The organism is Stenotrophomonas sp. GZD-301 (assembly GCF_049310345.1).
Classification (GTDB): Bacteria; Pseudomonadota; Gammaproteobacteria; order Xanthomonadales; family Xanthomonadaceae; genus Stenotrophomonas.
In genome coordinates, this window is sequence record NZ_JBMOWY010000002.1 from 1 (window position 1) to 18673 (window position 18673).

Here is an 18673-nt window from a genome sequence, read left to right on the forward strand (position 1 = left end):
TCCTAGTTAAGTTTGGGGGGGGGAGGGGGGTGTGTGGGGTGGGGGAAAGCCCAAAACACAAACCGGCCGGTAGCTACCGACCGTTGGTCGGTAGGCATTGGCGTGCCGACCGACGGTCGGCACCCACCACAAACCGACCGGTAGCTACCGACCGCTGGTCGGTAGGCATTGGCGTGCCGACCAACGGTCGGCACCCACCACAAACCGACCGGTCGGCACCCACCGGTCAGCTGTTGACGACCTTGAAGGCGTCGCGCGCGGCGGCGATCGTCGCGTCGATCACGCTGTCGTCGTGGGCGCTGGACAGGAAGCCGGCCTCGTAGGCCGACGGTGCCAGGAACACGCCACGCTCGAGCATGGCGTGGAAGAAGCGGTTGAACGCGCCGATGTCGCAGGCGACGGCCTGCGCATAGGTGTCCACCTTCTGGTCGGTGAAGAACAGGCCGAACATCGCCCCCACCTGGGTGGTGGTCACGGCAACACCCGCCGCTGCGGCCGCGTCTTCCAGGCCGGCGCACAGGCGGGCGCTCGCGGCGCTCAGGCGGTCGTGGAAGCCCGGTTCCTGCACCAGTTCGAGCATCGCCAGGCCGGCGGCCATCGCCACCGGATTGCCGCTCAGGGTGCCGGCCTGGTAGATCGGACCGGCCGGCGCGATCTGCGACATCAGCTCGCGACGCCCGCCGTAGGCGCCCACCGGCATGCCGCCGCCGATGATCTTGCCGAACGTGGTCAGGTCGGGGGTGATGCCGTAATGCGCCTGCGCGCCGCCGAGGGCGACGCGGAAGCCGGTCATCACTTCGTCGAAGATCAGCAGCGTGCCGTACTGGGTGCACAGCGCACGCAGGTGCTGCAGGTAGCCGTCGCGCGGCGGAATGCAGTTGGCGTTGCCCACCACCGGTTCGATGATCAGGCCGGCGATGTGCTCGCCCTGTTCGGCGAACAACGCGGTGGCCGCCTCGAAATCGTTGTAGGGCAGGGTCAGCGTCAGTTCGCTCAGGCCCGCCGGCACGCCCGGCGAGGTGGGCACGCCCAGCGTCAGCATGCCGCTGCCGGCCTTGACCAGGAACGAGTCGCCGTGGCCGTGGTAGCAGCCTTCGAATTTGACGATGCGGCTGCGGCCGGTGGCACCGCGCGCCAGACGGATCGCCGACAGCGTGGCTTCGGTACCGGAGTTGACCATGCGCACCATCTCGCACGACGGCACCAGGCGGGTGAGCGTCTCGGCCATCACCACTTCGGCCTCGCACGGAGCGCCGAAGGACAGGCCGTTGTCGATGGCACGCTTGACCGCCTGGCGCACGGCCGGGTGGTTGTGGCCGACGATCATCGGGCCCCACGAGCCGACGTAGTCGATGTAGCGGTTGCCGTCCACGTCGTACAGGTATGGGCCATCGGCGCGCTGCACGAAGAACGGTTCACCGCCAACCGACTTGAACGCGCGCACCGGCGAGTTGACGCCGCCGGGCAGCAGCGCCTGTGCGCGGGTGAACAGGGCGTGGGACTGGTCGTGGTTCATGGGGTGTCCTGGTGAGGCGGGAACTGGGCGAGGAAGGCGCGCTGGGTGGCGACCGGATCGTCGGCGGCGAACACGCTGCTGACCACGGCCACCAGATCGGCGCCGGCCGCGATGACGGGACCGACATTGTCCGGGGTCAGCCCGCCAATCGCCACCCGCGGCACGCCCAGTGCGGCGCTTTGCCGCAGCAGGTCGGGCGTGGCGCGGCTGCTGGTGACCTTGGTGGTGGTGGGGAAGAACGCACCGAAGGCCACATAGCTGGCGCCGGCAGCGACCGCACGCTCGGCGTTGGCCAGCTGGTCGTAGCAGGACGCGCCGATGATGGCCGCCGCGCCGAGAAGGGCGCGCGCAGCGCCGATGTCCCCATCGGTGCCGCCCAGGTGGACGCCGGCGGCGCCCACGCGCAGGGCGAGGTCCGGGTCGTCGTTGATGATCAGCGGCACCCCGTGCTGCGCGCACAGCGCCTGCAGCGCGGTGGCCTGCGCCTGCTTCAGGGCGGCGTCGGCGGTCTTGTTGCGGTACTGCAGCCAGGTGGCGCCGGCGGCCAGCAGCGGCGCGGTGCGCGCCAGCAGGCGGGCCGTGTCGGCCTCGTCGGGAGTGATCAGGTACACGCCACGGGGGCGTGCGGAAGAACGGGAAGCAGAAGTCATCGGTGGCTACCGGTAGCACGACGGGAGTGGGACAATGGGCGCTGCCCGTTCCTGTCCCGCCGTGATTATCCAATGACCGATGCCACCGCCACCACTTTCCGCACCTGGATGTGCGTTGTCTGCGGCTTTCTGTACAGGGAAGAAGACGGCCTGCCGGAAGAGGGGATCGCGCCGGGCACCCGCTGGGAAGACATTCCCGATACCTGGACGTGCCCGGACTGCGGCGTGACCAAGGATGATTTCGAGATGGTCGAGGTCGACTGATCCGCCTGGCGGGTCAATCGCGGGTTGCCGCGTTCAGTGCAGGCGCGGCGTGCGTCCGCCCAGTTCCACCAGCTTCTCGCGCACCCATTGGGCGTCGCTGGCCTGGCCATTGCGCTGCAGGTACTGGGCCAGGTCGCGGTGCGCGCCGGCCTGGTAGTCCAGCTGCAGATAGGCCAGCCCGCGGTCGCGCAGGGCGTCGTCCTGCTCGGGGGCCAGTTTCAGCAGGCGGTCCGCACAGCGTGCGGCGCGGTCCCATTCGCCGCGCTCGGCATACACCCCGTGCAGATTGCGCAGCATGCGCATCAGGATCGCGCGCGCCGGCGCCGGGTCGAGGATCTGCGCCAGCACGTCGTCATCGGGGACCTCGCCGCCCAGGTGCGAGCGGGCGCGTTCGCGCAGTTCTTCCACGTCCAGCGGACGGCCGCCGTTGAAGGGGTCCATCACCAGCACGCCGTCGTTGACCGGCAGGCGCACCAGGAAATGGCCGGGGAAGGACACGCCGTCCAGCGGAATGCCCAGCCGGCGCGAGACTTCCATCTGCACCAGGGCCAACGAGATCGGGTTGCCCAGGCGACGCTCGAATACCTGGTTGAGATAGCTGTTGCGCGGGTCGTAGTACTCGCCGTGGTCGCCGCTGTAGCCCAGTTCGTCGAACAGGTGGCGGTTGACCGCCGCGATCTTCATCGGCCACATCTCGATCGTGCCGACCTCGGTACGCAGGTGCTCGACATGGCTCTGGATGAGCGCGTCGTAGACCTTCGGGTCCAGGTCGGGGTACTCGTCGCGGGCGATCAGCAGCGCGGTGGGCAACAAGGGCAGCGCCTCGTCGTCCAGGTCGGCCAGCGAATCCCACTCCGGTAATGTCATCTGCCCCTGCATGGGACAAGACTGGCGACAAATGCGTCGCGATTCAAGCGGGGCGGTGTGAAAGACCGCCAGCCGAGGCCGGCGGTCGCACACTCAGCGGGCGTCGTCGATGCCCGGCCCGAACACCAGCTCGGTGCCATCGGCCAGGCCCAGCTTTTCGGCCTGGCCGGCATTGAGCTCGAGCACGTACCGCGCCGGGCCGCTGCTGGGGTAGGGCGGGCAACGGTCGCCGGCCGAGCACGGCGGCACGTCGCGCGACTGGCTGACCAGCCGCCGCTGCGCATCGAAGTACAGGATGTCCAGCGCGATCTTGGTGTTCTTCATCCAGTACGCCTGCAGCTCCTCGCGTTCGTGGATGAACAGCATGCCGTGGTCGTCGGGCATCTGGTCGCGGAACATCAGCCCGCGCGCGCGGGTTTCATCGTTGGTCGCCAGTTCGACCTGGTAGCGCGTACCGCCCAGTTCGACCCAGTGGCGGGCGCCGGTGCTGGCGCAACCGGTCAGGGCCAGCAGCAACAGCAGCGGCAGCAGACGCTTGAGAATCATCGTTCACCTCGACGGTAAGGCCGGCGCCAGGCGCCGGCCAAGGGGGTCAGAACACCTGCGGCGGTTCGCCACCGACGATCACCACGTCGGCCGGGCGCCGCGCGAACAGGCCCACGCAGACCACGCCGGGCAGCTGGTTGAGCTCGCGCTCCAGCTTCACCGGGTCGGTGATTTCCAGATGGTGGATGTCCAGGATGACGTTGCCGTTGTCGGTGACCACGCCTTCGCGCCACGCCGGCTGGCCGCCGGTCATTTCCAGGATGCGGCGTGCCACCAGGCTGCGCGCCATCGGAATCACTTCCACCGGCAGCGGGAAGCGGCCCAGCACCTTGACCTGCTTGCTCGGGTCGACGATGCAGACGAAGCGCTCGCTGGCCTCGGCAATGATCTTTTCACGGGTCAGGGCAGCGCCACCGCCCTTGATCAGGCACTTGTTGCCGTCGCATTCGTCGGCGCCATCCACGTACAGCGACAGCGTGCCGGTGTGGTTCAGCTCCATCACCTCGATGCCGTGTTCGCGCAGGCGCGCGGTGCTCTGCTCGGAGCTGGAGACGGTGCCCTTGATGCGGTGCTTGATGCGGGCCAGGCCATCGATGAAGTAGGCAACGGTGGACCCGGTGCCGACACCGACGATCATGCCGTCTTCGACGTATTCCAGGGCTTTTTCGGCGGCCAGGCGCTTGGCTTCGGACATGGCGGAGAACTCTTGGGGACGAGGATGAAAGGAAAGGGTCAGTGCTTTTCCAGCGACAGCAGCGTTTTCCACTGCGCTGCGGTCACCGGCAGGATCGACAGGCGGTTGCCGCGCGCGATGAGCGGGAAGCCCTCGCCCAGCGCATCGGCATGCAGCTTGATCTCGTCCAGCGAAATCGTGTCGCGCAGCTTGCGCTCGAAGGCCACGTCCACCAGCAGCCAGCGCGGTTCCTCGCGGGTGGCCTTGGGATCGTAATAGTCCGACCCGGCATCGAACTGGGTCTCGTCCGGGTAGGCGTCGCTGGCCACGGTGGCCAGCCCGACGATGCCGGGGACCTTGGTATTGGAGTGGTAGAACAGCACGCCGTCGCCGACCTTCATGCCGTCGCGCATGAAATTGCGCGCCTGGTAGTTGCGCACGCCGTTCCAGGGCTCGCGGCCCACGCGCTGCAGATCGTCGATGGAAAAGGCGTCCGGTTCGGACTTCATCAGCCAGTAGCGCTTGCGTGCGGTCATGCCATCTCTATCGCGGTAGGTGCCGATCGTCGACCGGCGCGGGAACAAGGGTGGACAGTTCGGTGCAGATCGCATCGACCGGGACATCCCAGGACGCGACCGGGAGGGCGTCCACCTGCTGGATCGAGAATCCGACGCCGACCAGCCACGGCGGGGCCGGGCGCGTCTGTCGGAATGCGAAGCTGCGATCATACCAGCCGCCTCCCATGCCCAGCCGCCGGCACTGGCTGTCGAACCCGACCAGCGGTGCCACCACCAGCGCCATCTGCTCCGGCGCCAGGGTCTGTGCGATGGGCATGTCCGGCTCGGGAATGCCGAACCGGTTGGCGGTCAGCGGCTGCCCGGGGCGCCACGGCGCGAAGCGCAGCGTCTGCGCGTGCAGCACCGGCAGGCAATAGACCACGGTGTCGGGCAACTGCATCTGCCAGCGGTGCAGGGCAATCTCGCCATCCATCGCCCAGTAGCCGGCGACATGGCCTGCGGTGGGGGCGAACGGCAACGACAGCAGCGCATCGGCCAGGGTGTCGGCAGCGGCCAGGCGGTGCGCGGCGGGGAGGTCTCGACGGGCGTGGCGCAACTGCTGGCGCAGGGCCAGGCGCGGGTCGGTCATGCCGGGGTCCAGGTCACGGAAGGAGAGCGGCGGATAAAACAAGAGCGACGCTCCAGGGGAACGTCGCTCTTGCCGGAATATTGCATTCTCCGCGGTGACGATGCGTGCGAAACGACCTTGAACCCGGGGTTCAAGTGGGTACGCTGGGGTTCCTTCGGGCTTCCCGCTACAAGGCGGACTTGCACTCCCGGCGCCGTCGCGCACCCGTGGTCGTAATTAAGGGACAAGGCGAATGTTTGCACACGCCGTCGTTCACAGCAGAGAACGCGTCGCCATTATAGCCAAGCGCGCGCCGAGGGATAGGCCGTTCGTCGGTTGGATTGCAGGGGAATTCAGATGGATGACAGGCGCGTGTTCATCGCCGCATGCGTGGCGATGTTCCACGCGCGGTCAGGCGCCGTCGATCGCGCGGTCCAACCGCCGGTTCAGGTCGGCCAGGGTCTGCTGCAGCGCCACCGCCTGGCGGGCATGGTCGTCGCGCAGCTGCTGCAGCTCGTGGGCGAGGTTGAGCGCGGCCAGCACCGCCACCCGGTCCACCGCGGCCATGCGGTTGCTGCCGCGGATCTCGCGCATCTTGGCGTCCAGCAGCCGGGCCGCCGCCGTGAGGCTTTCGCGTTCCTCGGCACCCACGCCCACGGTGTACTCGCGGTCCAGGATGCGGACACTGACCGGTTCGGTCTGGCTCATGTGTGCTGCTCCAGGGACTTGAGGCGGGTGATCATCGCTTCGACCCGGGAGCGGGCCTGCTCGTTCTTGGCCAGCAGCTGGGAGCGCTCGGCCACCAGGTGTTCCTGCTGGTGGCGCAGGCTGCGGTTCTCCTCGGCCAGGCGCTGGTTGCGCTCAAGCAACGCCTCCACGCGTGCGGCGAAGGCCTGCAACTGGGCGATGGCGTCGGCTGGTTCCATGAGCGGCACGATAGGCAAGGGCGTACGGGGCGGTCAAGCGAATAATGACGGGGGCCGGCGGCGGTCCGGGCCGGGGTCTGTCGCGGGCAGCCCGGGCGCACGGCGACGACCCGGGAAACACGGCCGGATTGCTACACTGTCGCGCTCACAAACCGTGGTGATCGGCTGCGGTGGCACCTTTTTCTGATCGAGCCCCAAGATGACCGAACTTCCGAGTGTCGACGACGTAAACCAGGCCAGCCAGGCATTGGGCCTGGGCGCCAACGCGGCTGAACTCCACGGCGGCCTGTGCGGCTGGCTGTCCGCTGGCGGCGCGCCGGTGCGCGAATGGCCGGCGCGGGTGCTGGCCGACGACGCCCTGCCGGTGCCGGCAGAGGGCGACGCGCTGTCGCGCCTGCTGGAGGCCAGCGTGGCCCAGCTCGAAGACCGCGACTTCGCCTTCGAGCTGCTGCTGTCCGATGCCGGCGATACCGCCGCGCAGGCCGATGCGCTGTTCACCTGGGCGCGCGCCTTCCTGGGCGGCTTCGGGCTGGGCTCGGGCGGTCGCCGCCCGACGCTGTCCGAAGAAGGCGAAGAAGCGCTCAACGACCTGGCCAAGCTGGCCCAGGCGTCGAGCGAGGATTTCGAGAGCGGCAACGACGATGACGAAGACGCACTGGCCGAAATCGAGGAGTTCATCCGCGTGGCGGTGCTGCTGCTGCACGGGGACTGCGTCATGGCCGCGCGCCATCGGCAGCGCCTGAACTGAGATGGATATCCGGCAGCTGACCGGCATCTCCGCCGCCGAATACACCCGTCGCCGCCGCCAGTTGATGGAAATGGCCGGCGACGACGCGATCCTGGTGCTGCCGGCCGCCGCCGAGCGCGTGCGCAGCCTGGATACCCACTATCCGTTCCGCCAGGACTCGGACTTCTGGTACCTGTCCGGCTTTCCCGAGCCGGATGCGGTGCTGGTGCTGATCCCCGGGCGCCGCCACGGTGAGGTGATCCTGTTCTGCCGCGAGCGCGATGCCGACCGCGAAGCCTGGGATGGCGCACGCGCCGGCCAGGAGGGCGCGGTGTCGCGCTACGGGATGGACGATGCGTACCCGATCGACGATCTGGACGACATCCTGCCGGGCCTGCTCGAAGGCCGTTCGCGGGTGTACTACCACTTCGGCCGCGATGCGGAATTCGACCTCAAGCTGATCGGCTGGGTCAACCGCGTGCGCTCCCAGGTCCGTCATGGCGCCCAGCCGCCGCACGAGTTCCTGGAACTGGGCCACCTGCTGCACGAACAGCGCCTGTTCAAGTCTGCCGCGGAGATCGCGCTGATGCAGCGCGCTGCCGACATCAGCGTGCAGGCGCACCGGGTGGCGATGCGGGTGGCGCAACCGGGCATTCACGAATACGAGCTGCAGGCCGACCTGGAGCGCGAGTTCCGCGCCAACGATGCCTGGGCCGCCTACGGCAGCATCGTCGGTGTCGGCGCCAATGCCTGCATCCTGCATTACCGCGACAACAACGCGCGCAGCCGCGACGGTGATCTGGTGCTGATCGACGCCGGCGCCGAGTACCGCGGGTACGCCAGCGACATCACGCGGACCTTCCCGGTCAACGGCCGTTTCACGCCCGAACAGCGTGCGCTGCACGATCTGGTGGGCGCGGCGCAGGCCGCCGCACTGGCCCAGGCGCGGCCGGGCCAGGCGTACGAAGCCGGGCATCTGGCGGCGGTGGAAACGCTCACGGAAGGCCTGCTGCGGCTGGGGCTGCTGAAGGGCAGCCTGGAAGAGAACATCGCCGAGGGCCATTACCAGCGCTTCTACCGGCACAAGACCGGCCATTGGTTGGGGCTGGATGTGCATGACGTCGGCGATTACCGCCTGGCCGGCGACTCGCGGATGCTGGAGCCGGGCATGGTGTTCACCATCGAGCCGGGCCTGTATGTCTCGGCCGACGACCGCACCGTGGACGCGCGCTGGCGTGGCATCGGCATCCGTACCGAGGACGACGTGCTGATTACCGACGACGGCCACCAGGTGCTGACGGCCGGGTTGGCGCGCAGTGCCGATGAGATCGAAGCGGAGATGGCCGCGCGCGCTCCGTAGCGCGGACCTCTGGTCGGCTGCGCTTCGTTCCGGAATCGACAGCCCCGGGCCGTCCGGAAAGCCGACCAACGGTCGGCTCTACCTGTTGTTGGTTGGTCGGCCGCGTCGTCCGGAAAGCCGACCAACGGTCGGCTCTACCGGTTGTTGGTTGGTCGGCCGCGTCGTCCGGAAAGCCGACCAACGGTCGGCTCTACCTGTCGTTGGTTGATCGGCCGCGTCGTCCGGAAAGCCGACCAACGGTCGGCTCTACCTGTCGTTGGTTGATCGGGCGCGCCGTCCGGAAAGCCGACCAACGGTCGGCTCTACCCGTTGTTGGTTGGTGGGCCGCGTCGTCCGGAAAGCCGACCAACGGTCGGCTCCACCCGTTGTTGGTCAGTCGGCCGCGGCGAAGGCCGGACGGGTGAGGTTGTCGGCATCGCCGTCGGTGCAGCGCACCTCGTCTTCAATGCGGATGCCGCCATACGGGCGGAAGAAGTCCACGCGGCTCCAGTCGATGCTGTCGGCGTTGCCGGCCTGCTTGACCTCGTCCAGCAGCATGTCGATGAAGTACAGGCCCGGTTCGATGGTGACCACCATGTCCGGCTCCAGCACGCGGGTCAGGCGCAGGTAGGGGTGGCCCTGCGGGCGCTCGACGCGGCCGCCGCGGTCACTGGCGGCGAAGCCGGCCACGTCGTGTACCTGCAGCCCGATCAGGTGGCCCAGACCGTGCGGGAAGAACGCGGCGCTGACGCCGGTGGCCAGGGCGGCCTCGGCGGACACCTTGAGCACGCCGAAGTCCTTGAGGATGCCCATCAGGGACAGGTGCGCATCGATGTGCAGCTGCTTGTAGTCCCCCCCCGCACGCACCCCCGCGCACATGACCTGCTGCGCGGCGTCGACCGCGTCGATCATTGCCTGGAACTCGTCGTGCCCGGCGGCGGCGTAGGTGCGGGTGATGTCGCTGGCATACCCATGCGCGCTGGCGCCGGCATCGATCAGGAAGCTGCGCAGCGGCTGCGGCGCGGTACGCCCCAGGTCGGTGTAATGCAGCACGGCCGCGTGCTCGTTGAGACCGATGATGTTGCCGTAGGGCAGTTCATTGGCGTCCTGGCCGACCGCACGGCAGTACGCCATGTGGATCTCGAACTCGCTGGCACCGGCGCGGAAGGCGGCCTCGGCGGCACGGTGGCCGCGCACGCCAAGGCGCTGGGCCTGGCGCATCAATGCGATTTCGTACGGCGTCTTGCTGGCGCGGTGCCAGTCCAGGTAGTTCACCACCGGCTCGGGGTTGTTCGGCACGAACGCGCCCAGCGTGCTCTGCGGCTCGCCGAGGATCGCGCAGCGTGCGATGTCCTTGGGCAGCAGCGCCAGCGCTTCCTCGGGCGTGCGGATGATCGCGATGTCCACATGCTCCACCCACCAGCCGTTGGGCGCGTCGGGCACCACATGCCAGTAGTCGAAGGGCTGGTGGAAAATCACCGTGGGGCGCTTGCCCGGGGTGTACACCAGCCAGCTGTTGGGCACCTTGGTCAGCGGCAGCCAGGCCTTGAAATTCGGGTTGACCGCGTACGGGTAGTCGCGGTCGTCGAACGCCTGGTAGTGCAGGGTGCCGCTGGGAATCACCAGGTGATCGAAACCGCCGCGCGCCAGCGCTTCATCGGCGCGCCGGCACAGCACGCTGATGTGGTGGGAATACAGGGCGCCGAGGTCTGGCTGGTTCATCACGGGGGCTCATTCGACAGTGCGGAGTGCAGCCCCTGATTCTGCCGCAATCGCGCCGGCGGCGCTGTGCCGGAACCGGCACTCACACTGCCGAAGATTCCTGTGCGATCCAGTCGCGCAGCTGCTCGCGGTGTTCCCGGCTCAGGGTCAGGAAGCGGAAGCCCACCCAGGCCTGGCCGGGCGCATGGGTCTGTTCGCTCCACAGCAGGTGCGCGCCCACATCGAGCACGCGCGGCTGGCCGAGCGGTCCGGGAATGGCGAACTGCAGCTGGTACAGGGCGTCCTCGTGCATCGGCACCGAGGCCAGCATCAGCATGCCGGTTTCGGACACGTTGCCGAGGCGGCCGATGATGGTCTCGGCCATGCAGTCGGTGACCGGCACCAGCTCGGCCACCTGGCGGCGCGGCGCGCGTCGCGTATCGGGGGTGTTCATGCCGATGCCTCCGGGGTACCGGCGCCCGCCAGCGAGCGCAGGGTGCGCAGGGTGGCCTGCCAGGCGCGGTCGATGAGCCGGCCCTTGTCTTCGGTGACGATGCGCGCCTGGCCGTGCGCCATCAGGCGGGCGAGGGCATCGAGCGAGTGCTCGCCGGCCTTCTGCCCGCGCGGCGTGACGAACAATGCGTTGTCGGTGACCAGGCTGTACCAGGACAAACGCTGGCGGCGCACGTCGCCCTGCTGGTTGGTGGTGAATTCGAACCACGTGCCGAACGGCAGCGTGCGCAGCTGGCGGTAGCAGTCTTCCTCTGCCGTGCTGCGCGCCAGCGGCGCGACCTTGCGCGGGTCCGCGCTGTCGGCCTGTTCGCCGAGGCGGGTACGCGCCTTCAGGCGTGCGGTCAGTTCGGTCCGCGAGGTGCTGTCGTCCTCGCCACCCGGCGTGGACAGCCGGCGGGCGATCGCAGCGGCCTCGTCCTGGTGATACCCCACCTGCAGCAGCGCGGCTTCGACCTGTTCCCCCAGCACGGTGTCGCTGTCCGCAGCGCCCGGCGGCTGGCAGGTGATGGCGGCGATGCGGGCCGTTTCCTCCTGGCGTTGCTGCCACTGCGGCGATTCCTCGCCGTGGCGCAGCAGGGTCAGGGTCAGGGTGTCCGACCAGGCCTGCTTGAGCAGGGACTGCACGAAGCGCGGCGGCGCGGCCTGCGCGCACAGCTGCTCGATGCTGGCGCTGGCCTGCTGCTTGGCCGATTCCAGGCGCTCCTTGCCGCGCGCCGCTTCCACGTGCCGTCGTTCGGCCAGTTCGGCCTTGTGTGCCAGTGCGCGGAAATGCTGCTGGATGTCATCGTTGGCGGCGTCGAACACCGCCGTATCGCCCTGGTAGTTCTGTACCACCTGGTCGACGGCGTGGCTGAGCTTGGCCACCAGCTGCGGATCGACATCCTCCTCGCCCAGCCAGGTGGCACCCGCTTCGGCCACGGCATTGAGCAGTTCGCGGGCCGGGTGCTGGTCGCGCACGAAGAAGGCGGGGTCGGACAGCGCTGCGCGCGCCACCGGCACCTGCAGACGGGTCAGCAGGTCGGCGGCGGCCGCGTCATGGCGGACTTCGCGCTGGATCTGCCCGTAGAGCATGTCCAGCAGGTCGAAGGTGTCGTTGTCCTTGATGGTCAGCGCCGCCTGCGGCCCGTGGTCGGCGCGGACCTGGGCCAGCAGCGCGTTGTGCAGGTCGGCCATGCTGCGGCGGGTGCCTGCGGCGTGCGCGGTCTGGCCCTGCAGTCGCGCCAGGGTGGCATGCAGGGCATCGTCGGGAATCGGAACGCCGGGGCTGGCTGGCGCCGGTTGTGCCGGGGCCTGGGGCGCGGCGCCGGGGGCACCTGCCACCGACGGTCCGTCCGGCGGCGCGCCGCCGCCGGTGTCCACTGCTGCTGCCGCTGCCGCGACCCCGGCGTTGGCCTGGCGCGCGGCGCCAAGCAGCTGGTGCAGGGCGGCCATCGCCGGTGCGGTGAGATCCGGGCCGGCCGCGGCGCCCGCAGCGGCCGCCGGTACGGCTGGCCCCGCCCCGGCAGTGGTCATGGGCGCGAGCGTGGCGTCCTGCAGCGAGCGCGGCAGGGCGCCCATTGCTTCACTGGTCATGGCCGCCCAGGCGCCGGCCGGCGCGGTGCCGCCCCAGCCGGTCAGCGGCCGCACGCCGGTACCGCCGGCACGGGCAGGGGGGCCACGCTCGGTACCCGTGACGATGCGGCGGGTGGTTGCCGACCGGGCCAGATACGGCGTGTAGACCAGGCCGGGCAGCACGCCTTCGTGGCCGAGCAGGATGTTGGCGCGCTCCAGCAGTTCGCCGAGACGCTCGATCAGCTGGCGGTCGAACACACGGAACAGCGCGAGCTGGGTTTCCAGCCCCAGCGCGAACTGTTCTCCCAGGTCGCGCGCGATCCGGCACAGCACGTGCGGGCCGAAGGGCAGATCCTCCACGTCGAACGCCGGCCCGGCCGCCAGCACGCCGAAGCGCTGGCCCAGCAGCTGCAGCGCGCTGGCCGAGCGCTGGGCTTCGCGCCGGGTGATGTCGGCCAGCACGATGTCGCGGTCGATGTCGGTATCGGTGACCAGGGTCAGGGTGCTGGCCGATACCGGAGCGGCGGCGGCCACCGGCCGGTGGGCCTGCCGCGGCTGGCGCAGCTGCGCCAGCGCGGCGGACAGGGCGGTCAGGAAGCGCGGTGCGAACAGGGCGTTCACCTCGTGCAGCTGCCGCGTCTGGGCGTAGATGTCGGCCTGGATCTGGCTGTTGCGCGCGCGCTCGGCATCGCGGAACAACTCGCGTTCCAGCTCGACGATGGTCAGCTTGAGCGGGTTGCTCAGGATCTGCACCGCCTGTGCATGCAGCGCGGCCAGCAGCCGGCGCACGCGCGGCGGCGCATCGACGCTGGCAAAGCGCGCGCTGTCGGGCTGGGACGATGAAGGTGCGGACGCAGACATCCGTTGTGGTTCCGGCTCCCCTGAGTACCCGGAATCTAACGGTTTCCCCGGATTGCCGCCACACGGTGCGTGAAGACACACCTGACGCAGGCCGTCGTAGAGCCGGGTTCTACCCGGCTGCACTCCGTCCGGATCGGCGCACACCTGACACAAGCCGGGCAGAGCCCGGCGCTACGGGAGGAACAGTTCGACCACGTCGTTGGTGAAGCGCCGGCCCAGCTCGGTGGGCTGGATGTGGTCGCCGTCCACGGTCATCCACCCACGCGCCACGGCGGTCTGCAGCGGTGCGGCGATCTGCGCCCGCGCCAACCCGGTGCGCGATTCGAAATCGCGCAGACCAAAGCCCTCGTGCAGGCGCAACAGGTTGAGCATGTACTCGAACGGCAGGCGGTCGGCATCGATGATGTCATCGCCGCCGATCGACGCGGCGGTGCCGGCGCTGTCCATGAACGTCTGCGGGTGCTTGTGCTTCCAGCGGCGCAGCACGTTCTGCCCGGCGCCGCTGCTGATCTTGCCGTGCGCGCCGGCGCCGATGCCCAGGTAGTCGCCGAAGCGCCAGTAGTTCAGGTTGTGCGCGCTCTGCCGGCCCGGCCGCGCATAGGCGCTGACCTCGTACTGCGCGTAGCCGGCGTCGGCCAGCAGGCGCTGGCAGTGTTCCTGGATGTCCCAGGCCGAGTCCTCGTCCGGGATGCCCTGCGGCGGCCGTGCGAAGAACACCGTGTTCGGCTCCAGGGTGAGCTGGTAGTGCGACAGGTGCGTGGGCTGCAGCGCGAACGCGCGTTCCAGGTCGTGTTCGGCCTGCGCCAGGGTCTGCTGCGGCAGCGCGTACATCAGGTCGATGTTGAAGTTGTCGTAGCCGGCGTCCTGCGCCAGCTTGACCGCGCGCTCGGCTTCGCCACTGTCGTGGATGCGGCCCAGGCGCTTGAGCGCCTCGTCGTTGAAGGTCTGGATGCCGAAGCTGATGCGGTTCACGCCGGCCGCGCGGTAGCGGTCGAAACGGCCGTGCTCGGCGGTGCCCGGGTTGGTTTCCAGGGTGACTTCCAGGTTCGGTGCGAAGCGCAGCCGCGCCGACGCGGCCTGCAGGAAGCGGTCGATCGCGTCCGGCGGAAACAGGCTGGGCGTACCGCCACCGAAGAACACGCTGCTGACCACCCGGCCCCAGACCAGCGGCAGGTCCTGGTCCAGGTCGCGGATCAGCGCGTCGATGTAGGCCTCGAACGGCAGTTCGCCCTTGGCCGCATGCGAGTTGAAATCGCAGTACGGACATTTGCGTACGCACCAGGGCAGGTGCACGTACAGCGCCAACGGCGGCGGGACCAGCCGCGGCGCATGATCATGATCGTGGTCGCCGGTGCAGGCTTCGCCGGGCAGGTGGTTGCAGGAGGTGGTCATGGACGTTGCGGCGCGGCAGGATTCGGGGGGAGGGCAGCGGTGCCCGGTGCCAGTTCGCGGGGGATGGCCAGGCCGGGTTGGGCGCTGTGCACAGCGGCAGCGATGGCGCGGAACAGCGCCAGCGCGCCGCCATCGGCCACATGGGTGTTCATCACCCGCACGTGATGCCAACGCCGGTGGGAACCGGGATGCAGGGCAACGCCCAGCTCACTCACCACCGACTGGGGGCTGCGTTGCCAGTTGCCATAGTGCAACGCGTTCACCTCGCGGGCATGGAAGCGCCGCGCGCGGAAGCCGTTCAGTGCGCTCTTGACCTCGATATGCCCATCGGCCTCGATCACGACACGTTGTCGGCTGAGTACGCCGATCATCACGGCGAGCAGGACCCACATGCTGGCGATCAGGCCGAACAGGAAGCCCCACGGGGATTCCTGCGCCGGATCGGTGCTGTCCGAGCCGAGCAGCGACGCGCCGCCCATGACCACCAGAACGCCCAGCATCAACGTGGCGAGCAGGGCCTGGTAGCTGCGCCCGCTGGAGTGGAACACGCGGCGCGCCCCGTCGCTCATGTGCTGGCGAGGAACCCGCGCAGCCTGGCCAGGGCGATGGCGCGGTGGCTGATGGCGTTCTTCTGCGCCGGCTCCATTTCCGCCGCGGTCAGGCCACGTACCGGGTCCAGGAACACCGGGTTGTACCCAAAGCCGTTGCTGCCGCGTGGCGCATCGATGATGGTGCCTTCCCAGCTGCCTTCGCAGATCAACGGTTGCGGGTCGTTGGCATGGCGCAGCAGCACGATCACCGCGTAGAAGCGCGCCGTGCGGCGTTCGGCCGGCACATCGCGCATCGCCTCGAGCAGCTTGGCGTTGTTGGCGGCATCGTTGGTCGGGCTGCCCGCATAGCGCGCGCTGTACAGGCCGGGAGCGCCATCGAGCGCGTCCACGATCAGGCCCGAGTCGTCGGCCAGGGCCGGCAGGCCGGTGCTGGCGCAGGCGTGGCGGGCCTTGATCAGCGCGTTCTCGACGAAGGTCAGGCCGGTTTCGGGCACGTCGCCGACGCCCAGTTCGCCCTGCGCCACGATCTGCAGCGGCAGGTCGCCGAGCATGGCCTGCAGTTCCTTCAGCTTGCCGGCGTTGCCGCTGGCCAGTACCAGTGTCTTCATTTCGGCTCCAGCAGGTCCCAGGTGTTGCCGTACAGGTCGGCGAACACCGCGACGGTGGCATAGACCTCCTCGCGCGGGGTTTCCAGGAACACCACGCCCTGGGCGGTCATGGCGGCATGGTCGCGGTGGAAGTCATCGGTGTTCAGGAAGAAGCCGACGCGGCCCCCGGTCTGGTTGCCGATGCGCGCGCGCTGCTCGTCGTTGCTGGCGCGGGCCAGCAGCAGGGCGGCGGCGCTGCCGTCGGTCGGGCCCACCACCACCCAGCGCTTGTCGCCCTGGTCGATGTCCTCGATCAGGGTGAAGCCGAGCTTGCCGGTGTACCAGGCGATGGCCTCATCGTAATCGGCCACCACCAGCGTGGTCAGGGCGATGCGCCGCTTCATACCGACGCCAGAGCGGCCTGCTGTGCCGCAAACAGATCCTGGATGCCCTTCTCGGCCAGTGCCAGCAGCGCGTCCAGTTCATCGCGGCGGAAGGCGTGGCCTTCGGCGGTGCCCTGCAGTTCGATGAAGCCGCCACCGTCGTTCATCACCACGTTCATGTCGGTATCGCAGTCGCTGTCCTCGGCATAGTCCAGGTCCAGCACCGGGGTGCCGCGGTACACGCCGACGGAGACCGCCGCGACCGCGCCGAAGATCGGGTTGCGTTTGATGTCGCCGCGCTTGAGCAGGAAGTTCACCGCGTCCACCAGGGCCACGTAGGCGCCGGTGATGGCGGCGGTACGGGTGCCACCGTCGGCCTGCAGCACGTCGCAGTCCAGGGTGATGGTGCGTTCGCCGAGTGCGCCGCGGTCGATGCAGGCGCGCAGGGTCCGGCCGATCAGGCGCTGGATTTCCAGCGTGCGGCCGCCCTGCTTGCCGCGGGCGGCTTCGCGGTCGTTACGGGTATGGGTCGAACGCGGCAGCATGCCGTACTCGGCCGTTACCCAGCCCTCGCCCTTGCCGCGCAGGAACCCCGGCACGCGGTTTTCCACGCTGGCGGTGCACAGCACGCGGGTCTCACCGAAGCTGACCAGCACCGAGCCTTCGGCATGGCGGGTGAAGGCGCGCTCGATGCGCACTTCGCGCAGCTGGTCGGCCTGGCGGCCACTGGGACGGGGATCGGACATGCTTGGCTTCCGGGTAGGACGGGGGATGCGGAGCCGCGCCCGGGCCGGAGACCGGCGGGCGAGGAGGCCGTGAGAAGACCGCTAGGGTACCATTTGCACTTTGAGAGCACCGGAAACCCGCATGATTCGAAGCATGACCGCCTATGCCGGCGGCGAGCGCGCCACCCGCTGGGGCACGCTGGCCTGTGAGCTGCGCTCGGTCAACCACCGGTTCCTGGAGGTGGGCGTACGCCTGCCCGAAGAACTGCGTGCGTTGGAACCGCAGCTGCGCGAGCGCGTCGCTTCCCGTTGCAGCCGCGGCAAGATCGACCTGGTGGTGCGCCTGCGCGCCCCGGAGGTCACCGGTGCGCTGGTGGTCAACGATGCACTGCTGGCCCAGCTGGGCGAGCTGTCCCGGCGCCTGGCGCCCGGGTTCCCCAGCCTGCAGGTGAGCTTCACCGAACTGCTGCAGGTGCCCGGCGTGATGCAGGGCGAGGCGGTCGATGCCGCGGCCCTGCAGGCCGAGGCGCTGGCACTGCTGGATACCGCGCTGGATGGCTTCGTGGCGGCACGCGAGCGTGAAGGCGACAAGCTGGCCACGGCCATCCAGGAACGTGTGGACGGGGTGGAGCGCATCGCTGCCGAGGTCACCACGCTGATTCCGCTGATCCGCGAGGGCCAGCGCGCCAAGCTGTCGGCCCGCCTGGCCGATCTGCCGCATCCGGTCGATCCCGGTCGCGCCGAGCAGGAGCTGGTGCTGTGGCTGCAGAAGCTGGACGTGGACGAGGAGCTGGACCGCCTGGGCAGCCATATCGTGGAGATCCGCCGCGTGCTCAAGCAGCGCGAGCCGGTCGGCCGCCGTCTGGACTTCCTGCTGCAGGAGTTCAACCGCGAAGCCAACACGCTGGGCTCCAAGTCGGTGGACAGCCGCACCTCCAACGCCGCTGTCGAACTGAAGGTGCTGATCGACCAGATCCGCGAACAGGTGCAGAACATCGAATGAGCAGCCAGCCCATGCCGACCGCCGAGCCCGCACGCGGCACCCTGTACATCGTGGCCGCGCCCTCCGGGGCCGGCAAGAGCAGCATCGTCAATGCCACCCTGGCGCGCGACCCGCAGATCGCCCTGTCGATCTCGTTCACCTCGCGTGCGACCCGGCCCGGCGAGATCAACGGCGAGCACTACCACTTCGTCAGCGCTGCGGAGTTCGAGCGGATGATCGCCGCCGGCGATTTCTTCGAACATGCCTGGGTGCACGGCGACTGGAAGGGCACCGCCCGGCAGTCGGTGGAGCCGCAGCTGGCGGCCGGCCAGGACGTGCTGCTGGAGATCGACTGGCAGGGCGCCCAGCAGGTGCGCCAGCTGGTGCCCGGTACGGTCACGGTGTTCATCCTGCCGCCGTCCCGGCAGGCCCTGCAGGACCGCATGCGCAAGCGCGGGCAGGACAGCGAGGCGGTGATCGCGCAGCGTCTGGCGGCCGCACGCGAGGAAATGCTGCATTTCAACGATTTCGACTACGTGATCGTCAACGAGGTCTTCGAGACCGCCGTGGACGAGCTGTGTGCCATCTTCACCGCCAGCCGGCTGCGCCGGGAGGCCCAGAAGGTCCGCCACGCGGGCCTGATCCAGGCGCTGCTGACCCAGGATCCGGCCACAACTGACTGATTCACAAGGGGCGGGTAGCGGGTTGGCTTGATTTTGTCCAGCCCCCGCCGGTACAATCCGTCCCCTTTCCCTCATTCGATTGAGCAGCCCTCACCGGCTGCCGGGAGCCCG

Annotated in this window: 22 protein-coding genes and 1 other RNA gene; 5 read left to right on the forward strand and 18 right to left on the reverse strand. The window is 69.1% G+C overall.

What is annotated here, in order from left to right:
• Positions 1 to 226 precede the first annotated feature (226 nt).
• Positions 227 to 1516, reverse strand: a complete 1290-nt coding sequence (gene hemL, locus ACO6VK_RS00225) for a glutamate-1-semialdehyde 2,1-aminomutase (RefSeq protein ID WP_422504907.1) — start codon at positions 1514 to 1516, stop codon at positions 227 to 229.
• Positions 1513 to 2166: a thiamine phosphate synthase gene (gene thiE, locus ACO6VK_RS00230; RefSeq protein WP_422504908.1), complete on the reverse strand. Its 654-nt coding sequence runs from the start codon at positions 2164 to 2166 to the stop codon at positions 1513 to 1515. The genes hemL and thiE overlap by 4 nt, the downstream gene beginning before the upstream one ends.
• Positions 2167 to 2238: 72 nt before the next feature.
• Here thiE and ACO6VK_RS00235 point away from each other — a divergent pair, with 72 nt between their 5' ends.
• The gene (locus ACO6VK_RS00235; protein ID WP_037553342.1) at positions 2239 to 2430 is read left to right on the forward strand and encodes a rubredoxin; all 192 of its coding nucleotides are present in this window, start codon (positions 2239 to 2241) and stop codon (positions 2428 to 2430) included.
• A gap of 33 nt (positions 2431 to 2463) precedes the next feature.
• Here ACO6VK_RS00235 and ACO6VK_RS00240 read toward each other — a convergent pair whose 3' ends face one another.
• The 8 genes from ACO6VK_RS00240 to ACO6VK_RS00275 form a co-directional block, all read right to left on the reverse strand.
• Positions 2464 to 3309, reverse strand: coding sequence for a SirB1 family protein (locus ACO6VK_RS00240; protein WP_422504909.1), 846 nt, complete (start codon positions 3307 to 3309; stop codon positions 2464 to 2466).
• Between the two features lie 81 nt (positions 3310 to 3390).
• Positions 3391 to 3843: a DUF192 domain-containing protein gene (locus tag ACO6VK_RS00245; protein ID WP_422504910.1), complete on the reverse strand. Its 453-nt coding sequence runs from the start codon at positions 3841 to 3843 to the stop codon at positions 3391 to 3393.
• Between the two features lie 46 nt (positions 3844 to 3889).
• Positions 3890 to 4537: a ribose-5-phosphate isomerase RpiA gene (gene rpiA / locus ACO6VK_RS00250; protein ID WP_422504911.1), complete on the reverse strand. Its 648-nt coding sequence runs from the start codon at positions 4535 to 4537 to the stop codon at positions 3890 to 3892.
• A 38-nt stretch (positions 4538 to 4575) separates the two neighbouring features.
• Positions 4576 to 5052, reverse strand: coding sequence for an EVE domain-containing protein (locus ACO6VK_RS00255; protein ID WP_411852013.1), 477 nt, complete (start codon positions 5050 to 5052; stop codon positions 4576 to 4578).
• Positions 5053 to 5059: 7 nt separating this feature from the next.
• On the reverse strand, positions 5060 to 5662 hold the full coding sequence (locus ACO6VK_RS00260; RefSeq protein WP_422504912.1) for a 5-formyltetrahydrofolate cyclo-ligase: 603 nt from the start codon (positions 5660 to 5662) through the stop codon (positions 5060 to 5062).
• A gap of 82 nt (positions 5663 to 5744) precedes the next feature.
• Positions 5745 to 5929: non-coding RNA, 6S RNA (ssrS, locus tag ACO6VK_RS00265), on the reverse strand.
• A gap of 123 nt (positions 5930 to 6052) precedes the next feature.
• Entirely contained in the window at positions 6053 to 6349 is a 297-nt protein-coding gene (locus tag ACO6VK_RS00270) for a cell division protein ZapA (RefSeq protein WP_017355838.1), read from the reverse strand.
• On the reverse strand, positions 6346 to 6567 hold the full coding sequence (locus tag ACO6VK_RS00275) for a TIGR02449 family protein (protein ID WP_422504913.1): 222 nt from the start codon (positions 6565 to 6567) through the stop codon (positions 6346 to 6348). The genes ACO6VK_RS00270 and ACO6VK_RS00275 overlap by 4 nt, the downstream gene beginning before the upstream one ends.
• 199 nt (positions 6568 to 6766) lie before the next feature.
• Between ACO6VK_RS00275 and ACO6VK_RS00280 the strand changes: the two genes are divergently transcribed.
• Complete coding sequence (locus ACO6VK_RS00280; protein ID WP_422504914.1) at positions 6767 to 7315, forward strand: UPF0149 family protein; 549 nt, start codon at positions 6767 to 6769, stop codon at positions 7313 to 7315.
• A 7-nt stretch (positions 7316 to 7322) separates the two neighbouring features.
• The gene (locus ACO6VK_RS00285) at positions 7323 to 8654 is read left to right on the forward strand and encodes an aminopeptidase P N-terminal domain-containing protein (RefSeq protein WP_422504998.1); all 1332 of its coding nucleotides are present in this window, start codon (positions 7323 to 7325) and stop codon (positions 8652 to 8654) included.
• Positions 8655 to 9026: 372 nt separating this feature from the next.
• Here ACO6VK_RS00285 and pepQ read toward each other — a convergent pair whose 3' ends face one another.
• From pepQ to rph, 8 genes are all read right to left on the reverse strand, one after another.
• Entirely contained in the window at positions 9027 to 10355 is a 1329-nt protein-coding gene (gene pepQ, locus ACO6VK_RS00290) for a Xaa-Pro dipeptidase (protein ID WP_422504915.1), read from the reverse strand.
• Positions 10356 to 10437: 82 nt separating this feature from the next.
• Positions 10438 to 10788 (reverse strand): PilZ domain-containing protein, encoded by a 351-nt coding sequence (locus ACO6VK_RS00295; RefSeq protein WP_422504916.1) that lies wholly within the window; start codon positions 10786 to 10788, stop codon positions 10438 to 10440.
• Positions 10785 to 13259: a DUF1631 domain-containing protein gene (locus tag ACO6VK_RS00300; protein ID WP_422504917.1), complete on the reverse strand. Its 2475-nt coding sequence runs from the start codon at positions 13257 to 13259 to the stop codon at positions 10785 to 10787. Before ACO6VK_RS00300 ends, ACO6VK_RS00295 begins: the two co-directional genes overlap by 4 nt.
• Positions 13260 to 13430: 171 nt before the next feature.
• On the reverse strand, positions 13431 to 14651 hold the full coding sequence (gene hemW, locus ACO6VK_RS00305) for a radical SAM family heme chaperone HemW (protein WP_422504918.1): 1221 nt from the start codon (positions 14649 to 14651) through the stop codon (positions 13431 to 13433).
• A complete protein-coding gene (locus ACO6VK_RS00310; protein WP_422504919.1) occupies positions 14648 to 15220 on the reverse strand; it encodes a hypothetical protein in 573 nt (190 codons plus the stop codon). Before ACO6VK_RS00310 ends, hemW begins: the two co-directional genes overlap by 4 nt.
• The gene (gene rdgB / locus ACO6VK_RS00315; protein ID WP_422504920.1) at positions 15217 to 15810 is read right to left on the reverse strand and encodes an RdgB/HAM1 family non-canonical purine NTP pyrophosphatase; all 594 of its coding nucleotides are present in this window, start codon (positions 15808 to 15810) and stop codon (positions 15217 to 15219) included. Before rdgB ends, ACO6VK_RS00310 begins: the two co-directional genes overlap by 4 nt.
• Complete coding sequence (locus tag ACO6VK_RS00320) at positions 15807 to 16193, reverse strand: VOC family protein (protein ID WP_422504921.1); 387 nt, start codon at positions 16191 to 16193, stop codon at positions 15807 to 15809. The genes rdgB and ACO6VK_RS00320 overlap by 4 nt, the downstream gene beginning before the upstream one ends.
• Positions 16190 to 16918, reverse strand: a complete 729-nt coding sequence (gene rph / locus ACO6VK_RS00325; protein WP_422504922.1) for a ribonuclease PH — start codon at positions 16916 to 16918, stop codon at positions 16190 to 16192. Before rph ends, ACO6VK_RS00320 begins: the two co-directional genes overlap by 4 nt.
• Positions 16919 to 17039: 121 nt before the next feature.
• Between rph and ACO6VK_RS00330 the strand changes: the two genes are divergently transcribed.
• Complete coding sequence (locus tag ACO6VK_RS00330) at positions 17040 to 17900, forward strand: YicC/YloC family endoribonuclease (protein WP_411852002.1); 861 nt, start codon at positions 17040 to 17042, stop codon at positions 17898 to 17900.
• The gene (gmk, locus tag ACO6VK_RS00335) at positions 17897 to 18562 is read left to right on the forward strand and encodes a guanylate kinase (RefSeq protein ID WP_411852001.1); all 666 of its coding nucleotides are present in this window, start codon (positions 17897 to 17899) and stop codon (positions 18560 to 18562) included. The genes ACO6VK_RS00330 and gmk overlap by 4 nt, the downstream gene beginning before the upstream one ends.
• Positions 18563 to 18673 lie beyond the last annotated feature (111 nt).